23 protein-coding genes and 4 tRNA genes are annotated in these 21,989 nt (G+C 63.5%); 18 read left to right on the top strand and 9 right to left on the bottom strand.

Going from position 1 to position 21,989, the window contains the following annotated elements:
* The first annotated feature begins 2 nt into the window (after positions 1-2).
* A complete protein-coding gene (locus tag Q9246_RS02205) occupies positions 3-788 on the top strand; it encodes a D-hexose-6-phosphate mutarotase (RefSeq protein ID WP_306395100.1) in 786 nt (261 codons plus the stop codon).
* Between the two features lie 35 nt (positions 789-823).
* On the opposite strand, the gene Q9246_RS02200 is transcribed toward Q9246_RS02205, so the two are convergent.
* Together Q9246_RS02200 and Q9246_RS02195 are read right to left on the bottom strand one after the other, a co-directional pair.
* Positions 824-1,846 carry a carbonic anhydrase gene (locus tag Q9246_RS02200; RefSeq protein WP_306395098.1) on the bottom strand — a complete coding sequence of 341 codons (1,023 nt, stop codon included), beginning with the start codon at positions 1,844-1,846 and terminating at the stop codon, positions 824-826.
* Between the two features lie 119 nt (positions 1,847-1,965).
* On the bottom strand, positions 1,966-2,613 hold the full coding sequence (locus Q9246_RS02195; RefSeq protein ID WP_306395097.1) for a VTT domain-containing protein: 648 nt from the start codon (positions 2,611-2,613) through the stop codon (positions 1,966-1,968).
* 96 nt (positions 2,614-2,709) lie between these two features.
* On the opposite strand from Q9246_RS02195, the gene Q9246_RS02190 reads away from it, so the two are divergent.
* From Q9246_RS02190 to Q9246_RS02160, 7 genes are all read left to right on the top strand, one after another.
* On the top strand, positions 2,710-3,639 hold the full coding sequence (locus tag Q9246_RS02190) for a peptidylprolyl isomerase (protein WP_306395095.1): 930 nt from the start codon (positions 2,710-2,712) through the stop codon (positions 3,637-3,639).
* Positions 3,640-3,683: 44 nt separating this feature from the next.
* Complete coding sequence (gene mutL, locus Q9246_RS02185; RefSeq protein WP_306395094.1) at positions 3,684-5,615, top strand: DNA mismatch repair endonuclease MutL; 1,932 nt, start codon at positions 3,684-3,686, stop codon at positions 5,613-5,615.
* A complete protein-coding gene (gene miaA, locus Q9246_RS02180; RefSeq protein ID WP_306395092.1) occupies positions 5,615-6,568 on the top strand; it encodes a tRNA (adenosine(37)-N6)-dimethylallyltransferase MiaA in 954 nt (317 codons plus the stop codon). Before mutL ends, miaA begins: the two co-directional genes overlap by 1 nt.
* Positions 6,569-6,649: 81 nt before the next feature.
* Positions 6,650-6,726, top strand: a tRNA-Met gene (locus tag Q9246_RS02175).
* 63 nt (positions 6,727-6,789) lie between these two features.
* Positions 6,790-6,866 (top strand) — tRNA-Met (locus tag Q9246_RS02170).
* A gap of 63 nt (positions 6,867-6,929) precedes the next feature.
* A tRNA-Met gene (locus Q9246_RS02165) sits at positions 6,930-7,006 on the top strand.
* Between the two features lie 63 nt (positions 7,007-7,069).
* Positions 7,070-7,146 (top strand) — tRNA-Met (locus tag Q9246_RS02160).
* A gap of 308 nt (positions 7,147-7,454) precedes the next feature.
* On the opposite strand, the gene Q9246_RS02155 is transcribed toward Q9246_RS02160, so the two are convergent.
* From Q9246_RS02155 to Q9246_RS02145, 3 genes are all read right to left on the bottom strand, one after another.
* Positions 7,455-7,613 (bottom strand): hypothetical protein, encoded by a 159-nt coding sequence (locus Q9246_RS02155; RefSeq protein ID WP_005665369.1) that lies wholly within the window; start codon positions 7,611-7,613, stop codon positions 7,455-7,457.
* Between the two features lie 95 nt (positions 7,614-7,708).
* The gene (locus Q9246_RS02150) at positions 7,709-8,041 is read right to left on the bottom strand and encodes a putative signal transducing protein (RefSeq protein WP_306395088.1); all 333 of its coding nucleotides are present in this window, start codon (positions 8,039-8,041) and stop codon (positions 7,709-7,711) included.
* Between the two features lie 16 nt (positions 8,042-8,057).
* Entirely contained in the window at positions 8,058-9,326 is a 1,269-nt protein-coding gene (locus tag Q9246_RS02145; RefSeq protein WP_306395087.1) for a DUF445 domain-containing protein, read from the bottom strand.
* Positions 9,327-9,479: 153 nt separating this feature from the next.
* Between Q9246_RS02145 and Q9246_RS02140 the strand changes: the two genes are divergently transcribed.
* The 3 genes from Q9246_RS02140 (at position 9,480) to Q9246_RS02130 (ending at position 12,568) form a co-directional block, all read left to right on the top strand.
* Positions 9,480-11,183: a cation:proton antiporter domain-containing protein gene (locus Q9246_RS02140; protein ID WP_306395086.1), complete on the top strand. Its 1,704-nt coding sequence runs from the start codon at positions 9,480-9,482 to the stop codon at positions 11,181-11,183.
* Positions 11,184-11,207: 24 nt separating this feature from the next.
* The gene (locus Q9246_RS02135; RefSeq protein ID WP_306395085.1) at positions 11,208-11,462 is read left to right on the top strand and encodes a hypothetical protein; all 255 of its coding nucleotides are present in this window, start codon (positions 11,208-11,210) and stop codon (positions 11,460-11,462) included.
* Positions 11,463-11,674: 212 nt separating this feature from the next.
* Positions 11,675-12,568, top strand: a complete 894-nt coding sequence (locus Q9246_RS02130; RefSeq protein WP_306395084.1) for a PhzF family phenazine biosynthesis protein — start codon at positions 11,675-11,677, stop codon at positions 12,566-12,568.
* Between the two features lie 54 nt (positions 12,569-12,622).
* On the opposite strand, the gene Q9246_RS02125 is transcribed toward Q9246_RS02130, so the two are convergent.
* Positions 12,623-14,581: an AAA family ATPase gene (locus tag Q9246_RS02125; RefSeq protein WP_306395083.1), complete on the bottom strand. Its 1,959-nt coding sequence runs from the start codon at positions 14,579-14,581 to the stop codon at positions 12,623-12,625.
* A 212-nt stretch (positions 14,582-14,793) separates the two neighbouring features.
* Between Q9246_RS02125 and Q9246_RS02120 the strand changes: the two genes are divergently transcribed.
* Both Q9246_RS02120 and Q9246_RS02115 read left to right on the top strand, forming a co-directional pair.
* On the top strand, positions 14,794-15,063 hold the full coding sequence (locus Q9246_RS02120; protein ID WP_306395081.1) for a hypothetical protein: 270 nt from the start codon (positions 14,794-14,796) through the stop codon (positions 15,061-15,063).
* 108 nt (positions 15,064-15,171) lie between these two features.
* On the top strand, positions 15,172-15,414 hold the full coding sequence (locus Q9246_RS02115) for a hypothetical protein (RefSeq protein WP_306395080.1): 243 nt from the start codon (positions 15,172-15,174) through the stop codon (positions 15,412-15,414).
* 18 nt (positions 15,415-15,432) lie between these two features.
* On the opposite strand, the gene Q9246_RS02110 is transcribed toward Q9246_RS02115, so the two are convergent.
* Entirely contained in the window at positions 15,433-15,981 is a 549-nt protein-coding gene (locus tag Q9246_RS02110) for a DUF1697 domain-containing protein (RefSeq protein ID WP_306395079.1), read from the bottom strand.
* A 47-nt stretch (positions 15,982-16,028) separates the two neighbouring features.
* A complete protein-coding gene (gene gstA / locus Q9246_RS02105; protein WP_306395078.1) occupies positions 16,029-16,634 on the bottom strand; it encodes a glutathione transferase GstA in 606 nt (201 codons plus the stop codon).
* A 156-nt stretch (positions 16,635-16,790) separates the two neighbouring features.
* Between gstA and Q9246_RS02100 the strand changes: the two genes are divergently transcribed.
* Positions 16,791-17,120, top strand: a complete 330-nt coding sequence (locus Q9246_RS02100) for an HIT family protein (protein ID WP_306395076.1) — start codon at positions 16,791-16,793, stop codon at positions 17,118-17,120.
* The gene (locus tag Q9246_RS02095) at positions 17,117-17,956 is read left to right on the top strand and encodes an HDOD domain-containing protein (RefSeq protein ID WP_306395074.1); all 840 of its coding nucleotides are present in this window, start codon (positions 17,117-17,119) and stop codon (positions 17,954-17,956) included. The genes Q9246_RS02100 and Q9246_RS02095 overlap by 4 nt, the downstream gene beginning before the upstream one ends.
* Before the next feature lie 117 nt (positions 17,957-18,073).
* On the opposite strand, the gene Q9246_RS02090 is transcribed toward Q9246_RS02095, so the two are convergent.
* Positions 18,074-18,481, bottom strand: a complete 408-nt coding sequence (locus Q9246_RS02090; protein WP_306395072.1) for a hypothetical protein — start codon at positions 18,479-18,481, stop codon at positions 18,074-18,076.
* Between the two features lie 608 nt (positions 18,482-19,089).
* Between Q9246_RS02090 and miaB the strand changes: the two genes are divergently transcribed.
* From miaB to ybeY, 3 genes are read left to right on the top strand one after another with little or no spacing between them, the layout of a single operon-like run.
* Positions 19,090-20,451 carry a tRNA (N6-isopentenyl adenosine(37)-C2)-methylthiotransferase MiaB gene (gene miaB, locus Q9246_RS02085; RefSeq protein ID WP_306395071.1) on the top strand — a complete coding sequence of 454 codons (1,362 nt, stop codon included), beginning with the start codon at positions 19,090-19,092 and terminating at the stop codon, positions 20,449-20,451.
* A complete protein-coding gene (locus tag Q9246_RS02080) occupies positions 20,448-21,539 on the top strand; it encodes a PhoH family protein (RefSeq protein ID WP_306395069.1) in 1,092 nt (363 codons plus the stop codon). The genes miaB and Q9246_RS02080 overlap by 4 nt, the downstream gene beginning before the upstream one ends.
* Positions 21,514-21,981 (top strand): rRNA maturation RNase YbeY, encoded by a 468-nt coding sequence (gene ybeY, locus Q9246_RS02075; RefSeq protein ID WP_306395067.1) that lies wholly within the window; start codon positions 21,514-21,516, stop codon positions 21,979-21,981. Before Q9246_RS02080 ends, ybeY begins: the two co-directional genes overlap by 26 nt.
* Positions 21,982-21,989: the final 8 nt, after the last annotated feature.

The following is a 21,989-nucleotide window of genomic DNA, read 5'->3' as shown; positions in this document are numbered from 1 at the left end:
TAATGGAAAATATCACCTTCGGGCAACTGCCCGCGATTCGCATCACGGCGCCGGACGGCGCCAGCGCCGTCGTCACCCTGTATGGCGGCCACCTGGTGTCGTGGCACGGCGCGGATGGCGGCGAGCGCATGTTTCTCAGCACACGCTCGGCGCTGGACGGCAGCCGTGCGATCCGGGGCGGGGTGCCAGTCATCTTTCCGCAGTTTGCCGAGCGTGGCGACGGCATGCGGCATGGCTTCGCGCGGGTCAGTACCTGGCGCCTGGAAGAGCATGGTGTCGACGATGGCGCGGCGTGGGCGGTGTTCGGCCTGGACGAAGGCGACCTGCCGCCAGCGCTGGCCGGCGCCTGGCCGCATGCCTTCGCGCTGGCGCTGCGGGTCTCCGTGCGCGCCAACCAGCTCGACATGGCCTTCACCGTGCGCAATACGGGCGCGGCGCCCTTCCCGTTCGCGGCGGCGCTGCATACCTATCACCTGGTGCCGCACCTGGCCGACGTGCGCATCGAAGGTCTCGAGGCGGGGACCTTGTCGATCGCGGACAAGCTCGACGTGGTGTACGAGGATGTCGGCGATGGCATCACGTTGGGCACCTGGGCGCGCGTGCTGACGCTGGAACAGGAAGGTTTCCGCGATGCCGTGGTGTGGAACCCAGGCGCGGCGGATACGGCGGCGCTGGCCGATATGGAAGATGATGAGTACCAGCGCTTCGTGTGCATCGAGCCGGCGCAGTTGACGCCGGTGACGCTGGCGCCGGGGGCGGACTGGATCGGCCGATATCGCATCTCGTAACAACAAAAAACGCGCCTCGGCGCGTTTTTTCTGTATTACATCGATTCCTTCACCATCCGCCCATTGCTCGGCTGCACCGGCCGCGAATTGAACGGATACAGCCGCGAGAACAAGGCCATCTGCTGCGGCGACGCCGTCATCGGCTGCTTCATCACCAGCCACAGCACGTTCTCGGTACACGGCGGCTCGCTGAGCGACCCCATATAGGTGAAATAGTCGCGCCGCGCCGGCAGGATCTCGTTGACGTCGAGCACGATCGACGGCGTCACCGTCATGTGCTTTTCCAGCGGCAGGTTGTTCCACACGGTCTGGATCATCGGATTGGCTTCGCCGCGCTCGAGCAGCACCGCCAGGATGGCGATCTTGTTGTCGTAGCTCTTGTGCACCAGGTGCACGACCATCTCGGTGCCCTTGCCGTTGATGCGCTCCTCGCCCGGGCGGTGGAAGTGGAATTGCTGCAACTCATACGTCGTACCGCCCACGCTCAAGAAATTGCCTCCCGCGACATTCACCTGGATCGTATGGCCATTGTCGATCTCGTTGAACGAGCTCGGGTGGTAGTCGAAGGCGATCTGTTCCAGGTCGACCTTGATGCCGTCGCGCAGGTCGATCGGCGACTGGCGGTTGCCCGTATTGCACGATGCCCAGGCGGCATTGATCTTCGACCAGTTCTCTGGGCCGAACTCGCCGTCATACGTCCAGTGGGTGCCGTTCTTCGGCTTGGCGGCTTCGATGGCGGCGGCCGCGGCAATGGCGGCGTCCTTCTTGCGCTTGGCGTCGGCGGCGCGGCGTGCGCGTGCGGCGTCCTCGGCGCGCAGGGCTTGCTTGGCGCGCAGCTCGGCCAGTTTCTCGGCGATGCGGACCGACAGGTCGACTTCGGCATCGTCTTCGGATTTTTGGGCGGCAGCCGGGGCGGCCGCGGTCGGCCGCAGGTTCGGCTTGATCGAGGCGATGGCCGCGGGCTTCTCGGCCGCAGGCTTGGTCGTGGGGGCTGCATCGTTCGCATTCGCCATGGCACCGGCCAGGCTCAGGGCGAACAGCGCGATCAGGTTACGCATGGCTGTCCAGATAGTGGGCTTACCCTATCCTTATCGGACCCGGCACAGCTAACTTGAGTGCGCTGCAGCAACAAAGGACGCAGAATTTGCACCCTTTGCCACCTTATTTACACCAATTGTCAACGACGGCCGAGCATGCGCCGGCCAAGCTTGTAAACACCGCCGATCGCCAGCGGCACGATGGCCGCGCTCACGCCCACCAGCACGATCTCGGTCAGGTGGTCCTTGATGATCGGCACGTGGCCAAAGAAATAGCCTGCCGTCACCAGGCTGAGCACCCACAGCAGCGCGCCGGCCACGTTGTACAGCTGGAAGCGGGTATGGGTCATGTCCGACACGCCGGCCACGAAGGGCGCGAAAGTGCGCACCACCGGCACGAAGCGCGCCAGGATGATGGTCTTGCCGCCGTGTTTCTCGAAGAAGGCGTGGGTGCGCGTCAAGGCATCCTTGTTAATCCAGCGATAGTTATGCGTGAACATGCGGTGGCCCACCGCTTCGCCAATAAAATAATTCACCGTATTGCCGGTGATGGCGGCGGTGACCAGCAGGGTGGCCAAGAGCGGATAACTCATCTCGCCGGTGGCGCAGAAGGCGCCGGCGATGAACAGCAGGGTATCGCCGGGGAAGAAGAACAGGACCACCAGGCCGGTCTCGCAGAACACGATGGCGAACAGGACGAGGTAGACGTAGGTGCCGTAGTGGGCCAGCAGGGTGCCGAGGGATTTGTCGACGTGCAGCAGCATGTCGAACAGGTGCATCAGGTCCATGATATTCCTAGAGTGAGCCTGGCATTATACCGTTCCGGCCTTGACGAGATCTTTACGACTACAATTGCTCGATACAAATAACTCAACGGAGAACATGTGAAGGCAGCGACCACGATCCATGCATTCATCGGCGCCACGCTGCTGGCCCTGCACGCGAACGGCGCCGGCGCGGCGCCGGCCGGGACCGGGAAGGAATTGCCGCCCAAGCCGACGGTGGCCGACGTGGTCAAGGCGTCCAGCCCCGGCGACTGGCGGCCCCTCGATCCAGAGAACACGCTGTACCTGGAACTCCCGGCCGGCCGCGTCGTGCTGGAACTGGCCCCGGCCTTCGCGCCGAAGGCCGCCGCCAATATCCGCGCGCTGGTGCGCGAGCGCTATTTCGACGGCCTGTGGATCATGCGCGCGCAGGATGGCTTCGTGGTGCAGTGGGGCGACCCCGATGAAGAAACGCCGCGCCCGTTCAAGGCCGCCAGGACCGTGGACGCCGAATTCACCGTGCCCGCCAAGGGCACCGGCCGCTTCACGCAGCTGAAGGAGCGCGACGTCTATGCGCCGCAGGTGGGCCATGTGAACGGCTTCCCGGCCGCGCGCGACCCGAAATCCGGCCAGGCCTGGCTGCCGCACTGCTATGCCATGGTCGGCGTGGCGCGCGACGAGGCATCGAATACCGGCAACGGTTCTCAGCTGTACACCGTAATCGGCCACGCACCGCGCCACCTCGACCGCAACATCACCGTGGTCGGCCGCATCGTGGCCGGCATGCCGCTGCTCGCGGTGATGCCGCGCAGCGCGGCGCCCGGCGGCTTCTACGACAAGCCCGAACAGCGCACGCCGATCGCCAGCGTGCGCCTGGCGGCCGACGTGCCGCCGGACCAGCGCAGCAAGCTCGAGGTGATGCGCACCGAGAGCGCCACGTTCCAGGCCGTGATCGAGGCCCAGCGCAACCGCGGCGGGCCATGGACCAAGGTCGCGGCCGGCGCGATCGACCTGTGCAATGTTCCGGTTCCCGTGCGCGAACAGCAATGAGCCGTTGACGATCCGGGGCGGTGGCCGCGCGATATAATCGGGGCATGAACGCCCCTGCCCCGACCCACCGCCCCATCCAGCAGCTACCCGACCAGCTCATCTCGCAGATCGCCGCCGGCGAAGTGGTCGAGCGGCCATCGGCCGTCGTCAAGGAACTGCTGGAAAACGCGCTCGACGCGGGCGCGACCCAGATCACCGTGCGCCTCGAGGAAGGCGGCGTCAAGCGCATCGCGATCACCGACAACGGCCGCGGCATCGCGCCGGAACAGCTGCCGCTGGCGCTGGCGCGCCATGCCACGTCCAAGATCGCCTCGCTGCACGATCTCGAGAACGTCGGCACGCTGGGCTTTCGCGGCGAGGCGCTGGCCTCGATCGCCTCGGTGGCCTCGGTGCGCATCACCTCGCGCACACCCGACGCGGCGCACGCGTATGAAATCGTGGGCTCGCACGAAGGCACCGTCGCGCCATCCTCCGGCGCCTTCGGCACCACGATCGACGTGCAGGACCTGTACTTCAACACGCCGGCGCGCCGCAAGTTCCTGAAATCGGAGCAGACCGAATACGGCCACTGCGCCGAGGTCGTGCGCCGCATCGCGCTGGCGCGGCCCGACGTGGCGTTCAGCCTGTCGCACAACGGCCGCACCATCGACCACTGGAACGTGGGCGAGGCCGCCAAGCGCAGCGCCCACATCCTGGGCAGCGAATTCGCCGAGGCGCGGCTCGCCATCGACGAGTCGGCCGGCCCGCTGCGCCTGCACGGCTACGTCGGCCTGCCCACGGCCTCGAAGGCGCGCGCCGACGGCCAGTTCTTCTACGTGAACGGGCGCTTCGTGCGCGACAAGGTGCTGGTGCACGCGGTGCGCGCTGCCTACCAGGACGTGCTGCACGGCGACCGCTTCCCCTCCTACGTGCTGTCGCTGGACCTCGATCCGGCGCTGGTCGACGTCAACGTCCACCCGTCGAAGATCGAGGTGCGCTTCCGCGACGGCCGCGCGGTGCACCAGTTCGTGTTCCACGCGGTGCAGCGCACGCTGGCGCAGACCTCGGCCACGGCGCACGGCAGCGTGCCGGCGCCGATCACGGCGGCAGAAGTCAGGCCGAGCGGTACGCCGCTGTGGCAACTGTCCGAGTCGCCATCGCGACCGCCGATGCGGCCGCACGAGCAGACGTCGTTCGGGTCGCAGTTGTCGACCTTCTCGCCGTCGCCGTATCCGGCCGGCAGCCGGTGGGACGATCCATCCACGCAAGGCGGCGTGGCGCAGCGCACCGAAGCCTATGGCGCGCTGTTCAAGTCGGACGCGCGCGCCACGGTCCCTGCGCCATCTTCCGCACCGATGGATGTGCCGCTGTCGGCCTCGGACCGCCCACTGTCGAACGACGACTTCCCGCTCGGCTTCGCGCTGGCCCAGCTGCACGGCATCTACATCCTGGCCCAAAACACGCGCGGCCTGGTGCTGGTGGACATGCACGCGGCCCACGAACGCATCCTCTACGAGCAGATCAAGAACGCGCTCGACGCCCAGGCGCAAGGCCAGGAGATGCAGGTGCAGTCGATGCTGATCCCGGTGACCTTCTATGCCGACGCGGTCGAGGTCGCGACCGCGACCGAGCACCAGGACACGCTGAAGGCGCTGGGCTTCGACATCGCCGCGCTGTCGCCGACCACGCTCGCGGTGCGCAGCGTGCCGACCCTGCTCAAGAACGCCGACGCCCAGACCCTGGCGCGCGACGTGCTGCGCGACGTGCGCGAGTATGGCGGCTCGCGCGTGCTGATCGAGCGCAGGAACGAACTGCTCGGCACCCTCGCCTGCCACACGGCGGTGCGCGCCAACCGCATCCTGGCCGTGCCCGAGATGAACGCGCTGCTGCGCCAGATGGAAAGCACGGAGCGCGCCGACCAGTGCAACCACGGCCGCCCCACCTGGGTCCAGCTCGAGATTTCCGCGCTCGACAAACTGTTCTTGCGCGGCCAGTAATGAGCGAGATGAAGAAACCACTGGCCGTGGCCATCATGGGCCCGACAGCGTCCGGCAAGACCGCGAGCGCGCTGCGCATCGCGCAGACCCGTCCCGTCGAGATCATTTCGGTCGACTCGGCCCTGGTGTATCGCGACATGGACATCGGCACCGCCAAGCCCACGCCCGACGAACTGGCCGCCGTGCCGCACCATCTGATCGACATCCTCGACCCGCTGGAAGCGTATTCGGTGGCGCAGTTCCGCGCCGACACCATCCGCCTGGTGGGCGAGATCGCGGCGCGCGGCAAGCTGCCGCTTCTGGTGGGCGGCACCATGATGTACTTTAAAGGGCTGGTGGACGGCCTGGACGATCTGCCGACTGCCGACCCGCAGGTGCGCACCGCGATCGAGGAAGAAGCCGCGCGCATCGGCTGGCCCGGCATGCACGCGAAGCTGCAGGCGCTCGACCCGGTCACGGCGGCGCGCCTGGCGCCGAACGACGCCCAGCGCATCAACCGCGCGCTGGAGATCATCGAGCTGTCCGGCCAGCCGATGTCGGCCCTGCTGGCGCGGCGCGCCAAGCCCGAGCTGCCGTTCGAGCTGGTCTCGTTCGGCCTGGAGACAGACGATCGCGCCGTGCTGCACAAGCGTATTGCCTTGCGTTTCGACCAGATGCTGGGCGAGCGCGACGACGAGGGCCTGGTGGCCGAGGTGGCGCGCCTGCGCGCGCGCGGCGACCTGTCGCCGACGCTGCCGTCGATCCGCTGCGTCGGCTATCGCCAGGCCTGGGATTACCTCGACGGCAACATCAGCCGCGCCGAGCTGCGCGAACTCGGCATCATCGCCACCCGCCAGCTGGCCAAGCGCCAGATCACCTGGCTGCGCGCGATGCCGCACCGGATCGTGATCGATTGCCTCGGCCCCGATCCGGCGGGGGCGATGCTGGACCACCTGGCAACGTTAAGCAAATGACATCGGTGCGACATTTTTCCGCGCGGAACACACCGCGATCTTGACAGGCAACCAGTCGCGCCCGATAATATTGGTCGTTGCGGTGATATAGCTCAGCTGGTTAGAGCACAGCACTCATAATGCTGGGGTCGGTGGTTCAAGTCCACCTATCACCACCAAGAATTCCAGGCGAATGGCTTGGCTCTTCGACGAGTCAAGCCATTTTTGCTTTTGCCCGTTTCGGTGATATAGCTCAGCTGGTTAGAGCACAGCACTCATAATGCTGGGGTCGGTGGTTCAAGTCCACCTATCACCACCAAGAATTCCAGGCGAATGGCTTGGCTCTTCGACGAGTCAAGCCATTTTTGCTTTTGCCCGTTTCGGTGATATAGCTCAGCTGGTTAGAGCACAGCACTCATAATGCTGGGGTCGGTGGTTCAAGTCCACCTATCACCACCAAGAATTCCAGGCGAATGGCTTGGCTCTTCGACGAGTCAAGCCATTTTTGCTTTTGCCCGTTTCGGTGATATAGCTCAGCTGGTTAGAGCACAGCACTCATAATGCTGGGGTCGGTGGTTCAAGTCCACCTATCACCACCAAGTTGTTCAAAAGCCGCTGCCCCGGCAAGGAGTAGCGGCTTTTTTGTTTTCGATGAGGAATGCGGTACTATCGAATCAAAGCAAGCCCCCGGTGTGACCTCTGCGAAAGCATGCCCCCGGGGGCATCGTTATTTCTGAGCGCTGTAGGGTCGGCAAGTTTCTTGCCGACGCGGTGATTGGTAGCAGCAAGATCATCCGTCGCAAAATCGGAGCCGCTACCGGTCAACGCGTCGGCGGCATAGCCGCCAACCCTACGCACAACGGCCCGGCTCTCGCGAACCGGGCCGTTGTTGTTTTCGGCATTGCCATTAATGCTTCTTGCCGCCACCCGAGACCTTGTTCTCGGTGGCCCAGGCGCGCCGTTCGGCTTCCTGCTTGCCGACGCCCTTCTTTTCGTAGCCCTCCTTGATGTGCTCGGCCTGACGCTTCTGCTTGTCGGTGTACGACGATTTATCTCCTTGCGGCATGATGGTTCTCCTTTCGATCGCCTGTCGGTCACAGGAGTACAGCCTACGCCGCAGGCCGCCATCGTTTCGTGCGTCACCTCACCTTGCGACGCGGTCTACTCGGCCTTGTGCCACTCGCCATCCGGCGCATGCTCGTCGAGCGCGTAATCGCCGCGCGCCAGTGCTTCGAGCACCGCATATGCCTGCTGCACGTGTTCGGCATCGACCAGCAGCCGCACCCCGCCCAAGGCCGGCGCCAGCAGCAGGTCGGTCTGCATCAGGTGGGCATCGGCCAGCATGGCCGGGATGCCGGACGCCTCCAGGCAGCCCTGGGCCAGGTTGGCGTCGATCGGGATCATGTAGCGCGCCACCACGTACAGGTCGCGCTCAGGCACGCGCTCGACATCGGGGTGGGCGGCGAGCCAGTCGTTCAGCGCGAGCGTGTGCATGGTGGTTCCTCGGTGGTCAGCCCAGCAGCGCGGGCAGGTGCGACAGCAGGTACAAGGTCACGCCGATCAAGCCGCCCACGATGGTGCCGTTGATGCGGATGTACTGCAGGTCCTTGCCGATATTGAGTTCGATCTGGGCCGACATCTCGCGGTCGTCCCACTGCTTGACGGTGTCGGCGATGTGGCGCGTCAGGAAGCCCGCGAATTCGGGCGCCACGCCGCGCGCGGCGGCTTCGAGGTTGTCGTGCAGCGACTGGCGCAGGGCCGGGTCTTCGCTCAGCACCCTGCCGATCCAGGCGCCCATGGCGACGATGCGGCGGCGCAGGCTCGAATCCTCGGCCTCCAGGTCGCGCTTGAGCCAGGCCTTCAGCTCGGACCACAGCGAACCGAGGTAGGCGTTCAGGGTCTCGTCCTCGAGCAGGTAGCGCTTGACGTCGTCGGCCTTGGCGAGAAAAGCCGGGTCGTCTTTCAGGCGCTCGATGAAGCCGGCCACGTAGTCGTCGAAGCGATGCCGCAGCGGGTGTTCGGGATCGGCCGCGGCCTTGTTCAGCACGCCCGCGGCCAGGCGCACCGCGATGTCGGCGCCCTTGCGGCCGATGAGGTCCGACGGCAGCATCTTTTCGATGAAGGCATAGTCTTCCTTGAGCCACTCGACGATGCCATGCGCGATGTAGTCCTGCGTGTCGGCGTTGTCGAGCAGGCGCGCCAGCTGGCGGATGCCTTCGTCGAGCAGTTCCTGGTGGCGCCGGCCGCGGGTCAGGCTTTCCAGGATCGCGCCGCTCGACTTCGACAGGTCGACGCTGTTCACCATCGTGTGCACGCCGCGCCGGATGACGTTCTGCACCGCCGCGTCTTCGATGAAGTCGAGCATGAAGACAGCGGCGCGCACCAGATGCGCGCCCATCAGTTCGGTGTTGGCCGGCTTGACCAGCCACTCGGCCACCTTCTGCACCGGATCGTGGCGCCGGATCAGGCCCACGATCGAATCGGTGTCGAGGAATTTTTCGCGCACGAACAGGGCCAGGTTGTCGGCGATCTTGTCCTTGTTGCTGGGGATGATGGCGGTATGACGCGACACGATCGGGATCGGCACGCGCCTGAACAAGGCCACCACGGCGAACCAGTCGGCCAGCGCGCCGACCATGGCGGCTTCGGAAAAGGCGCGCAAGAGGCCCGTCCACCAGGTGTACGGCAGCAGCAGGCTGAGCACGAACAGCGCGGCCGCTCCCACGAAGAAGCCCAGGGCGATCAGTTTGGAACGGCGCAGCTCATCCTGTTTTTCCATGCGGCGGCAACTCGGCAGTAACGATATGTCCATGCTATCGCACTTCCCGCGCGGACGACGCGCCGCCGGTCATACCGCCCAGGTTTTTCACGGCCTGTACATACTGCTCACTTATACTAAAGACACGCCAACCAGATAAAGCACCGTCCCCGCATGCACCATGAATTAAGCCTGATCACCACCATCGCCGCCGCACTGGGCTTCGGCCTGATATTCGGCATGCTGGCCGTGCGCCTCAAGCTGCCGGCGCTGGTCGGCTACCTGGCCGCCGGCGTCTTCATCGGGCCCGCCACGCCGGGCTTCGTGGCGGATATCGGGCTGGCTTCGCAGCTGGCCGAGATCGGGGTCATGCTGCTGATGTTCGGGGTCGGGCTGCACTTCTCGCTCAAGGACCTGCTCGACGTGCGCCGCATCGCCCTGCCCGGCGCGCTGCTGCAGATCGGCGTGGCCACCGCGATGGGCATGGCCTTGTCCTGGTGGTGGGGCTGGAGCCTGGGCGCCGGCCTCGTGTTCGGCCTGGCGCTGTCGGTGGCCAGCACCGTGGTGCTGCTGCGCGCGCTGGAGGCGCGCGGCGTGCTCGATTCGATGAACGGCCGCATTGCGGTGGGCTGGCTGGTGGTCGAGGACCTGGTCATGGTGCTGGTGCTGGTGATGCTGCCGGCCATCGCCGGCCCGCTGGGCGGCAAGGGCGACGCCGGCATGGACCTGTGGCCGGCGCTGGGCATGACCCTGCTGCAGGTGGGCGGCTTCATCGCCTTCATGCTGATCGTCGGGCGCAAGGTCTTTCCGTGGTTCCTGTGGCGCGTGGCCCGGACCGCCTCGCGCGAGCTATTCACCCTGTCGGTGATCGCGGCGGCGGTCGGCATCGCCTATGCCTCTTCGAACCTGTTCGGCGTGTCGTTCGCGCTGGGCGCCTTCTTCGCCGGCATGGTGCTGCGCGAGTCGGAGCTGAGCCACCGCGCGGCCGAGGAATCGCTGCCGCTGCGCGACGCGTTCTCGGTGCTGTTCTTCGTCTCGGTCGGCATGCTGTTCGATCCGATGGTCCTGGTGGATAACCCGCTGCACGTGCTGGGCGTGGTGCTGGTGATCGTGGTCGGCAAGTCTCTCGCGGCGTTCGTCCTGGTGCTGGCGCTGCGCTATCCGCTCAATACCGCGCTGACGGTGTCGGCCAGCCTGGCGCAGATCGGCGAGTTCTCGTTCATCCTGGCGGCGCTGGGCATGCAGCTGGGGCTGTTGCCGGAGCTGGGCCAGAACCTGATCCTGGCCGGAGCCATTATCTCGATCGCCTTCAATCCGCTGGTGTTCTCGTCGATCGAGCCGGCCCAGCGCTGGCTGGGCAAGCAGAACCACCTGATGCACCTGGCGCGCAAGCTCGAACGCCCGGCCGACCCACTGGCCGAGCTGCCGATGACGACGTCGCGCGAAAAGCTCAGCAACCAGGTGGTGCTGGTGGGCTTCGGCCGGGTCGGTCGGCGCATCGCCGACGACCTGACGGCGCGCGGCATCCACTTCGTGCTCGCCGAGCAGCATCGCGAACTGGTCGAGCAGGCGCGCCAGCGCGGCATCCCCGCGGTGGTGGGCAATGCGGCGGAGCCGGCGGTGCTGATCCAGGCCCACATCCACAAGGCGGCGATGCTGGTGATCGCCACGCCGGATACCTTCGACGTGCGCAAGATGGTCGAGATCGCGAAGGCGCTCAATCCGACCGTGCGCTGCGTCGTGCGCACGCATAATGACCAGGAAGCGGAGTTACTGCGGGCCGAAACGGGCGGGCGGGTGTTCGTGGGCGAGGAAGAGCTGGCCAGCAGCATGACGCGGCATGTGCTGGATACATTACAGGAACAGAAGCGTGCCTAGCGCAACAAGACAAGTGAGGCGACCATGACGACAGGTTTTCCATCCCCTTACCAGCCGATCAATTGCGAATTCCACGATCTGCTCGAGGCCCACGCGACGTTGCGCAAGCCAGTGCGGATCGGCATTCGCGATGCGACAGGCGCCGTACAGTATTGCACGGCCACCATTACCGACCTGTACGCGCAGAATGGCGCCGAGTACATGTCAATGAGTACGGGCGACACCGTGCGACTGGACCAGATCGAAGAAATCGACGGCACGAAGCTGAGCGACTTTTGAATCCGGCTTTGGGTGGATGGGATTCTCTCCACCCCGGCGATCGGTCCGGGACCAGTACAGTCCAGCCTTATCGTGGCCATACTGTATAGGCAAGAAATAAAGGATTGTCGCTGTCATGCGACCGCCATGGCGCCTACACTGGTTCCACTGAACCCAGCGCTGCCGACTGCCCGACAATGATGGGACATGGATACCTGCGCATGGAGGCCAGCATGGCGAGCATACCGATCAAGACCGTCGACGTTTTTACCAGCATCCCATTCAAGGGCAACCCGGTCGCGGTCGTGCTGGATGCAAGCGAGCTATCTACCGACCAGATGCAGCAGATCGCAAGCTGGACGAACCTGTCCGAGACCACCTTCATCGTACCGACCACGGCGGCAGGCGCCGACTATCACGTGCGCATTTTCACGCCTGGCGCTGAGTTGCCATTTGCCGGCCATCCCACGATCGGGACGGCCCATGCGCTGCTGGAAGCGGGCATGATCGAAGCAAGGGCTGGCGGTCTGGTCCAGCAATGCGCGGCTGGACTCATCAAGCTGCAGGTGAGTCATGCGAGCGACGGTCGGCGCTGGATTTCGTTCGATCTACCGGAAGCCACGTTCACCGCACTGGATGCCGATCAGGCCAGGGAACTGGAAACCATTCTTGGCACGTCCCTCGAAGCCGAACGGGCGCCTTGCCTGGTCGATGTCGGCGCACGCTGGGTCGTCGCCCAGCTCCCCTCCGCACAAGCTGTGCTGGCCAGCCAGCCGGATTTGCAACGGATGAAAGTCCAGGATGGCAAGGGCCGGCATACCGGCGTCGTCGTCTTCGGCAAGCACGAACAGCCAGCACAGGCGGGGATCGAGGTACGTGCCTTCGCGCCGGCCCACGGCGTGAACGAGGACCCGGTATGCGGTAGCGGAAACGGTAGCGTCGCTGCCTATATCCGCCATACCGGCCAGACTGCAGAGTTCGGCAATACCTTGCTGGCGACCCAGGGCGCAGCCGTTGGCCGTGCGGGGCAACTACGGCTCGTCATTTCCGAGAATGCGATCCAGGTCGGTGGCAATGCAGTCACCTGCGTCGACGGCAGTCTTCATCTGTCATCGCTGCTGCGGTAAAAAAAACCGTCCGGCTTTCACCGGACGGGTTTCAATAAAAGCGCCAATCGACAATCAGGCCGCGACTTCTTCCTCGCACAAGGTCAGCTTGGCCGTCCGATGCCCATGCAACTGCGGCATCAACAACTCGCTGCGCTCTTCCAGCAAGGCAAACACCTCATCCTTCGACAGCACATACTGCTCCAGCAGCGTGTCCTTGATCGATTCCATCACCAGCTTGTAGTCGCGGATCGAATCCAGCGTGTAGCTATACAGCGCATCCGCCTTCTCTTCCACCAGGCGCACGGTATGCTCGCCGCTGGCTTCCCGCTGCAACTGGCTGTAATCGATCTTCGAGCGCGAATACATCGACAGGCGGCTGACCATCAGGTTCAGCATCTTGGTGATCTTCTCGATATCGTTCTGGCTGCCGACCGAAATACCGCGCGCGCCATAGAACATCTCTTCCGCCGCCACGCCGCCATACAGGCCGACGACGTCGCGCTCCAGTTCTTCCAGCGTGCGCAGCGACATGTCTTCGCCCGACTGCAGCACATAGCCCAGCGCGCCGATCTTCGACACGGCCTCGGTACTGATCTTGAGCAGGTGCGACTTCTCCTTCACTTCGGCCAGGCTGAGGCCGGCACGCAGATACGGATCGATCTGCATGAAGAAGTGTCCCAGCTCGTGCAGGGCGATACGCTCGCGCTGCTTGTGTTTTTCGGCGGTGGTGGCGCGGTCGGTCAGGCCGATCGTGGCGCGCTCGTAGGCCCGGAACATCAGGTTGGTGTTGATGATCGTCTTTTCCTGGATCGACAGCATGCTCGCACGCTCGACCACGGTTTCCAGCAGTGCCGGGCTCAGGTTCTGGGTGATCTCGGCCACCTGGTCCAGGTTCAGGTCTTCCCAATCGACCAGGCCATCCTTCTTGCGCGCCAGGAAGCTGCGCAGCAGCTCGCGGCGCTCGGCCTTGTTCGGCAGGCGGAAGTTGATCTTGACCGAGAAGCGGCGCAGCATCGCTTCGTCCATCTCGGTCGTGTTGTCGTCGAAGTTCGAGGCGACGATCCAGATCACGCCCTGCCCCTTGTCGCTCTTCACGCCGTCCAGCAGGCCCAGCATGGTGTTGGCGGTATCGTCTTCCCATTTCTTTTCGCTGCGGCCGCGCGGCATGAACAGGCTTTGCGCTTCGTCCAGGAAGATGATGCACTTGCCCTTGGCGCAAGCCTTGCGGTACAGGGCGTTCAGCGCCTTCGAACCGCCGCCGACATAGCCCGACTCCAGCGCCGAACCCGATGCCGAGATCATCGGCAGGTCGAGGCGCTTGGCCAGGTAGCCGACCAGCTTGGTCTTGCCGGTGCCGGCAGGGCCGGTCAGCATCACATTGAATGGCTTGTCGATATTGTGCGACTGGTAGAGATCGCGGTTGCGGATCATGTCTTCCAGGTGCAGCACTTCCTGCTTGATGTCGTCCATGCCGATCAGGTCGTCCAGGCTGCCTTTCAGCTTGTCAGGCGTGATCATTGCCGCGCTGGTGCCCATGCCCGGGATACCGAACTTGATCACGTACAGGATCATCAGCACCAGGATGATCGGGAAGGCATTGCGCTTGAGGAAATCGCCAGTTTGCGCGAGCACGCTCGCGCCCTCATCCATCACCGCCTTGTGGCTGGCCAGGTAGTCGTCCCTGGCGATCGAATACGGAATCGCATTCTTGAGCAGCACTTCGCGCTCGAGCGACAGGTGCGAGGTGCTCGGCACCTTCACCACGTGCAGGTTTGCCGCATCCTTGAACTTGTAGATATACCGCGGCGCTTCGGACAGCGGATGCGCGATCAGCAGGTAATCCAGGCGCGCCTTCTGGCTGGCCAGCGAGGTGATCTCGGCGATGTTCTGCGAGTGGACCACCGGGCTCGGGTCTTGCGGCACATCGGACTTGAAGATCGCCAGCGCTACCAGCAAGCCCAGCAGGATAGCGGACAGGATGCGGACGTAAACGTTCTTGAAGGCAATCTGAAGTCGGGCGAAATTGGGCATCTAGTTACTCGTCGAAAGGTGCGTCGTGCAAAAAGTAAGACTGCTAGTGCCGTATCGCAGAGGCGGCGAACGCGGCGTCGGCCAGGGCCGAGGTTTCAGACGTGTTGGTGAGGAGGTTGGTGTGATGCCCGAAGGCAAGGGGATAAGGAGACTATACCTTCAAAAAAAACCGCGGTGAATACCTGCGGATAAAAAAAATGCGGAATTTGACGATGATGAAAAAGCTGATAACGGTTTTGATTATTCGAGTGACAGCAATCATGATGAATGTGCCAATCAAATCGCAATTCATTGCGAAATTCGCATTATCAAGCTGTATATTCCGAGCATTATATTTACTGCTGAGCGCGGTTTATTTACCACAGTCAATTTTTGCTTTGATTGAACGCAAGATGCGTCCATCTTTCAGCAAAAACATGACATCTTTCCACAACTCATCGGGTCAACCGCGCGCGGCAACAGCGTCAGTTTTGCTATCCTGATGTGACGAGATGGCGACCGCAAGTAAAGTTTCACCCCATCCAAAGCCTGGTAGCATTTAGCTCGTAAGAGGTATGGCGATGAAAAGATATGCTTTGATGGCAACGCTCGTGCTCTTTCTCGACAATACGGCCCAGGCTGCCGCGATCGATCTCGTCCCAGGCCATGGCGCGCCAGCCATACCGGCCTCACAGCCGGTACACGACCTGGCCGTTGCCCCCCACACCCACATCGTCACGCCGCCGTCCCATTTGCCCGAACTGCCGGAACCTGAGGTATTCGCGATGATGCTGGTCGGCCTGGTCCTGATCGGCTACCGGGCGAGCCGCGACAGCAGCGACAAGTTCAAGTAATTGCCAGGCCGCAGGCGCTCAGCACACCGGATGGCTGCACAAGCCGTGCAGCTTGGTGATCGTGCGCCAGTTGCGCGACGTCGTGCCGTCACCCAGCTGCTTGCCGAGCGCTGCCGCGGCAGCGCTGTCGAGCACGCCTTCCGGACACCACACATAGGCCGCGCGGCGGCCGATTGCCAGCGCCTCCGGTTGCCAGTCCTGGCCGCACAGGCAGGCGGCCACTTCACGCTGGGCGTCGCCGGCCAATAGAAAGGCGAACAGGCGCGCATGGTCGCTGGCCAGGTCCAATAAAGGGTTGTCGTCGACGATGTCGGCGAATTCCTGGCGTTCGAGCACGAATACGCGGGCCGCCACGCCGAGCCGCAGCACCATCGCCTCTTCGATCGCCTGCGCCGCCTGGGCCGACGGCGCCTCGGCATCGAAAATGATGTTGCCGCTATTGAGCAGGCTGCGCACGCCGGTATAGCCGAGGCTTTCGACCAGCTTGCGCAGGTCGGCCATGGCGATCCGTTTGGCGCGGCCGACATTTACGCCGCGCAACAAAGCAATATAGCGTTGGCTGGTCATGTGTCCATGTTAACGTGGCCCGCGCAATCGGTGCGCGCGCCTTGTGTTTACTGCAGGCCTTCGCGGCGCAGCGCTTCGCGCACTACCGGCAGCTCGGCCACCCGCGCCTGGTAGGCCTGCAGGGCCGGCCAGGGGTCGAGCGAGAACCCGGCAAAGCCGACCCAGTTCAGCACCGCGAACAGATAGGCATCGGCCACCGTGAATTGCGCGCCGGTGAGATAGCCGGCGCCATCGATCCGTTCGGCCACGAAGTTCAGCGGCGCCGCCAACGCGGCCCAGGCTGCCTGCTTGCCCTCCTCGGTCGTGCCCGGCGTGAACAGTGGCGAAAAACGCTTGTGCAGCTCGGTCGACAGCCATGCCAGCCATTCCATCAGCTGGTAGCGCTCGAAGCTGCCATAGGCCGGCGCCAGGCCGCTGGCGGGCGCCAGGTCGGCCAGGTATTGCAGGATCACCTGGTTTTCGGTCAGCAGGCGGCCGTCTTCCAGTTCCAGCGCCGGCACATAGCCCTTGGGACTGAGCGCGCGAAAGTCGGCGCCGCCCTGCGTCAGCCTGGTGCGCAGGCTGACACGCTCGGCCGCGAAAGGCAGGCCGGTGGCCAGCAGGGCGATATGGGGCGCGAGCGAACAGGCGCCTGGGCTGAAATAGAGTTTCATGTTTCCTCTGATAAATTGGTGGCTTGTCAGCCGGTGTCAAAGCGTACAACATTTCCGCCGTACAAGTTAAACACTGGGCGGACCACCGATTGCGGATACTTGCATGCATTCGCGCTTGCCAGTGATACCATCGGCGCAGGATTGAATGGAGGCAAAATGAGCGATGACCATATGATGGTTCCCGTAGCCCAGGTTCAGCCGGGCATGGTGCTCTCGGACGAGCTGCTGGACAATAACGGCCTGGTGCTGCTGGCCAAGGGGGCCGTCCTCACCGAGGCGACCGTCGCCTCGCTGCAGCGCCACCATATCGAGGCAGTGCCGGTAGCCCGGGTCGAGGCGCATCGCGCGCCGGACGAAGCGGCGGTGCTGGCCCGGCTCGACCATGTGTTCCGCAAGCACGACCTCGACGACGACGGCGACTGGGCCGGCAAGCTGTTGCGGCGTTATGTCGAGGATTACCGGCTCGAACGGCAGGTGGCGCCATGACGATCACGTCGGAGGAATTGATCCAGGGCCTGGACGACCTGCCCTCGCTGCCGGCCGTCGTCATGGAATTGCTCAGCAGCATAGACCAGGAAGACATCGACATCACGGTGCTCGCCAAAAAGGTGTCGACCGACCAGGCCCTGACGGCGAAGACGCTGCGCTTGGCCAATTCGTCGGCCTTCGGGCTGCAGGTCAAGGCCACCACGATCCAGCAAGCCATGACCTATCTCGGCTTCCAGTCCACGCGCAACCTGATCATGGCGGCGGCGATGACCGGGTGCTTTCCCAGCGGACGTTGCCCCAGCTTCGACGACAAGGCCTTCTGGCGCCTGTCGATCGCCACTGCCGCCTGCGCGCGGGTGCTGGCGCGCCATATGCGCTTCAACCAGGATGTGGCGTTCACGGCCGGCCTGCTGCACGGCATAGGCCGCCTGGTACTGGTGACGCGCTATCCCGAGCAGTACGATGCTGTCTTGCGCGAGCGCAAGCGAGTCGATGGCGACCTGATCGACGTGGAACAGGCGCTGCTGGGCGTCGACCACGTTCTGGCCGGCGCCGCGCTGGCCGAACACTGGCAATTCTCGGGCACGATGCAGCAGGCCATCGCGTTTTATCATGCGCCGGAAACGCCGGGCGCCGGCTTCCTGGCCACGATCGTCCACGTGGCCAATGCGGTGGCCCATGCGCTCGACCTGGCGGGCGATGCGGACGAGCTCGTGCCTGCCGTGTCCAGCGTGGCCTGGACGGCACTCGGTCTGCCTGAAGAAACATGGCTGCACGTGTTCCGAGAAACGGAACTGCAGTTCGAGGAAATGACAGCCATCCTGATGGCCTAGGCTGCAGGACGGTGCACGATGAAACGGCGGTGCTAGTGCGGCGCCACGATGGCTGGTGTGGCGCCACAGCCCGCCAATACCGAAGGCATGACAGATGCGGCTGTCATGCCCACGGCATTAGTGCGCATAATTGCCGGAGGTCTTGGTCGACGCTTCGCTGGTTTGCGCGCCCTGGCCTTGTGCCGGCTGGGCTTGCTGCTGGGCGGCAGCGGCGGCTTGTGCCGCTTTCTCTTCTGGCTTCGGACGGCCTTGTGCATCCGACAGGCGGTACTTGGTGCGGCGGTCGCCCATCAGGTCGCGCAGGTCACGGATGCTCATGCCGGTCACTTCGTGCATGCGGATCAGCAGCGAGGCGCCGACCGGCAGGCGGTGGTGGCGGATCTTGCTGATGACCGGCGGCGCCACCTCGAGCATGCGCGACAGGGCAGCGTCGTTTTTCAGCTGCATCTTGCCGAGCAGGATGTCCAGCAGGTGGTTCGGGTTGTAACTTTCTTGCGAAGATAGAGCGTGATGTTGTTGTGCCATGATGATTACCTCACGAGTTTGGTTAAAATAGTTCCCTTACGAACTTTTGTTAAAGACTACATTTCATCAACATAAGTTCCCGGAACTTGTTCAGGGATTAAACAGCGCCAATCTGAACATTCCCTTAAGAATTCCGGCCCACAGTGCTCCATGTTCTTTCCACATGCGCACTTGTCTTTCAAACAAATTATCAGTCGCGCACGCCAGTGCGATGGCGAACCGGCGCATGTGACTCCTTGTCGGAAATCAAGCTATCGTGTGGAAAGCTTGTCACGTTTGCATTTCAGCACATGGGGCTCAATTGTGGCGCACGCAAGAGATTTCTTGGATAAATTTTGTTAATCGGAATGCACCCCGAAGTCATTGATTTACATAGGGAAACACTTCATGCCACCGTAGCCATGTGTCATGAATAATAAAGTATGTTCGCTAGCGGACATTTAACAATCTGAGCATTACTGCAATTACTTTAGGTAAAGAAATTTAGCATTCCTTTAGGCATTAAAATTAGCCGCACGCCCGTGGTTTGACGGGGTCAATACCGAATTACGGTAAACTGGCTCCCGCCCGCCTTGTCGATGCAGCGCTCGCCCCCAACTAGCAATTCCATGCAAAAAAAAGTATTCATTAAAACCTTCGGCTGCCAGATGAACGAGTACGACTCGGACAAGATGGTCGACGTCCTTGGCGCCTCGGATGGACTGGTGCGCACCGACACGCCGGAAGACGCGGATGTGATCCTGTTCAATACCTGCTCGATCCGCGAAAAATCGCAAGAAAAAGTGTTTTCCGACTTGGGCCGTATCAAGGAGCTCAAGCGCAACAAGCCCGACCTGGTCATCGGCGTTGGCGGCTGCGTCGCGTCGCAAGAAGGCGATGCCATCGTCAAGCGCGCGCCCTATGTCGATGTGGTGTTCGGCCCGCAGACCCTGCACCGCCTGCCGCAACTGATCCAGGACCGGCGCCAGTCGGGCAAGGCGCAAGTCGATATCAGTTTCCCCGAGATCGAGAAGTTTGACTTCTTGCCACCGGCTAAGGTCGAAGGCCCCATTGCGTATGTGTCGATCATGGAAGGCTGCAGCAAGTATTGCAGCTACTGCGTCGTGCCCTATACGCGCGGCGAGGAAGTCTCGCGCCGCTTCGAGGACGTGCTGACCGAGGTCGCCGGCCTGGCCGCCCAGGGTGTGAAGGAAATCATGCTGCTGGGCCAGAATGTGAATGCCTTCCGCGGCGTCATGGAAAGCGGAGAAACCGCCGACTTCGCCCTGCTGCTCGAATACATCGCCGAGATTCCCGGCATCGAACGCCTGCGCTTCGTCACCAGCCATCCAAAGGAATTCAGCCAGCGCCTGATCGACGCGTATGCGCGGATTCCGCAACTGGTCAGCCACCTGTATCTGCCGGTACAGCACGGTTCGGACCGCATCCTCAATGCCATGAAGCGCGGCTATACCGGCCTCGAATACAAATCGATCATCCGCCGCCTGCGCGCGGTGCGGCCCAATATCACCTTCTCGTCCGATTTCATCGTCGGCTTCCCGGGCGAGACCGAGGCCGATTTCGAGGCCATGATGAAGCTGGTCGAGGACGTCAACTTCGACAACAGCTTCAGCTTCATCTTCAGCAAGCGGCCCGGCACCCCGGCCGCCAACCTCGAAGACGATACCCCGCACGAGGTCAAGCTGGCGCGCCTGCAGCGCCTGCAAGCCCTGATCGATGCCAATACCCGCAAGCATAGCGCCGCCATGGTCGGCAGCGTGCAGCGGGTGCTGGTCGAAGGCGTCGCAAAAAAGGACGCCACCCAGTTGCAGGGCCGCGCCGAAAACAACCGCGTGGTCCTGTTCCCATTGGACGCCACGAATGCGTCGCTGATCGGCCAGCTGGTCGACGTGCGCATCGCCGCCAGCCACGATTACTATTTGCGCGGCGAACTCGTCGCCAACCTCGATACGATCGCCCAAGCCAGTTGAAAACACAGCCAACACTCCCTTCGTACTTCATTCCCGAGCCGCTCGACAATACGCGGCTCGCCCACCTGTGCGGCCCGCTCGATGAAAACCTGCGCCAGATCTCGGCCGCGCTCGACGTCACGATCTTCCGCCGCGGCGAGAAATTCATCGTCAGCGGCGCCAATGCCGAGCGCGCCGTCGAATTGCTGGAACGCTTCTATGCGGTCGCCAACAAGGTCGTGCCGATCGAAGAGGTGCAACTGGCCCTGGTCGAGCAGCGCTCCGGCCTGAAACCGCGTGGCGCGCACGAGGAGGCGCCGGCCGGCAAGGCCGACGTCGCGGCCGAGGACGACGACGATGCCGAGGCGGCGCCCGACAGCATTGAGAGCCCGGTCCTCAAGACCCGCCGCAGCGACCTGCGCGGACGCACGCCGCACCAGATCCAGTACCTGAACGCGGTGCTGAACCACGACATCAGCTTCGGCATCGGCCCGGCCGGCACCGGCAAGACCTATCTCGCCGTGGCCTGCGCGGTCGACGCGCTCGAGCGCGACGCCGTCAAGCGCATCATCCTGACCCGGCCGGCGGTCGAGGCCGGCGAGCGCCTGGGCTTCCTGCCGGGCGACCTGGCGCAGAAGGTCGACCCTTACCTGCGCCCTTTATACGACGCGCTGTACGACCTGCTCGGCTTTGACCGCACGCAAAAACTCTTTGAAAAGCAGGTGATCGAGATCGCGCCGCTGGCCTATATGCGCGGCCGTACCTTGAACCATGCCTTCGTGATCCTGGACGAAGCCCAGAACACGACCGTCGAGCAGATGAAGATGTTCCTGACCCGGATCGGCTTCGGCAGCAAGGCGGTGGTCACCGGCGACGTCACGCAGGTCGACCTGCACAAGACCCAGCGCAGCGGTTTAGTGGACGCCATGCACGTGCTGAAGGACGTGCGCGGCATCGCCTTCACCCACTTTTCGAGCGCCGACGTGGTGCGCCACCCGCTGGTGGCCCGCATCATCGATGCGTATGAGCAAGATACTTCGGTCCAGGAACTGGCCGCCCTCCCCAAACCGACCCCGGTGAAACATGCAAGAAAAAAAACATCCACTTGAACTGGAAGTCCAGTTCGCCGATACCCGCCTGGAAGGCGAGATCACCGAAGCCAAGCTGCAGCGCTGGGTCGAGGAATCCCTGCTGGGCCCGGCCGAGCTGACCATCCGCTTCGTCGATGCGGCAGAAGGCCAGGCCCTCAACAAGGCCTACCGCGGCAAGGACTACGCCACCAACGTGCTGACCTTCGCCTATAACGAAGAGGAAGAACTGGGCGAGGACGACCCGACCCAGGCCGACATCGTGCTGTGCACCGACGTGCTGCAGCGCGAAGCCGAGGAACAGGGCAAGACGGTCGAGGAACACGCGGCCCACCTGGTGGTGCACGGCGTGCTGCACGCCCAGGGCTGGGACCACGAAAACGACGACGACGCCGAGGAAATGGAGCAGTTCGAGCGCGACATCATGGAAGTGCTGGGCTTCCCGGATCCGTACTCGGATTGAGACAGCCC

The sequence above is a fragment of the Telluria beijingensis genome, from assembly GCF_030770395.1.
GTDB classification, from domain to species: Bacteria; Pseudomonadota; Gammaproteobacteria; order Burkholderiales; family Burkholderiaceae_D; genus Telluria; species Telluria beijingensis.
The sequence above is the reverse complement of the archived record's forward strand: the minus strand, read 5'-3'. Positions and strand labels throughout refer to the sequence as shown.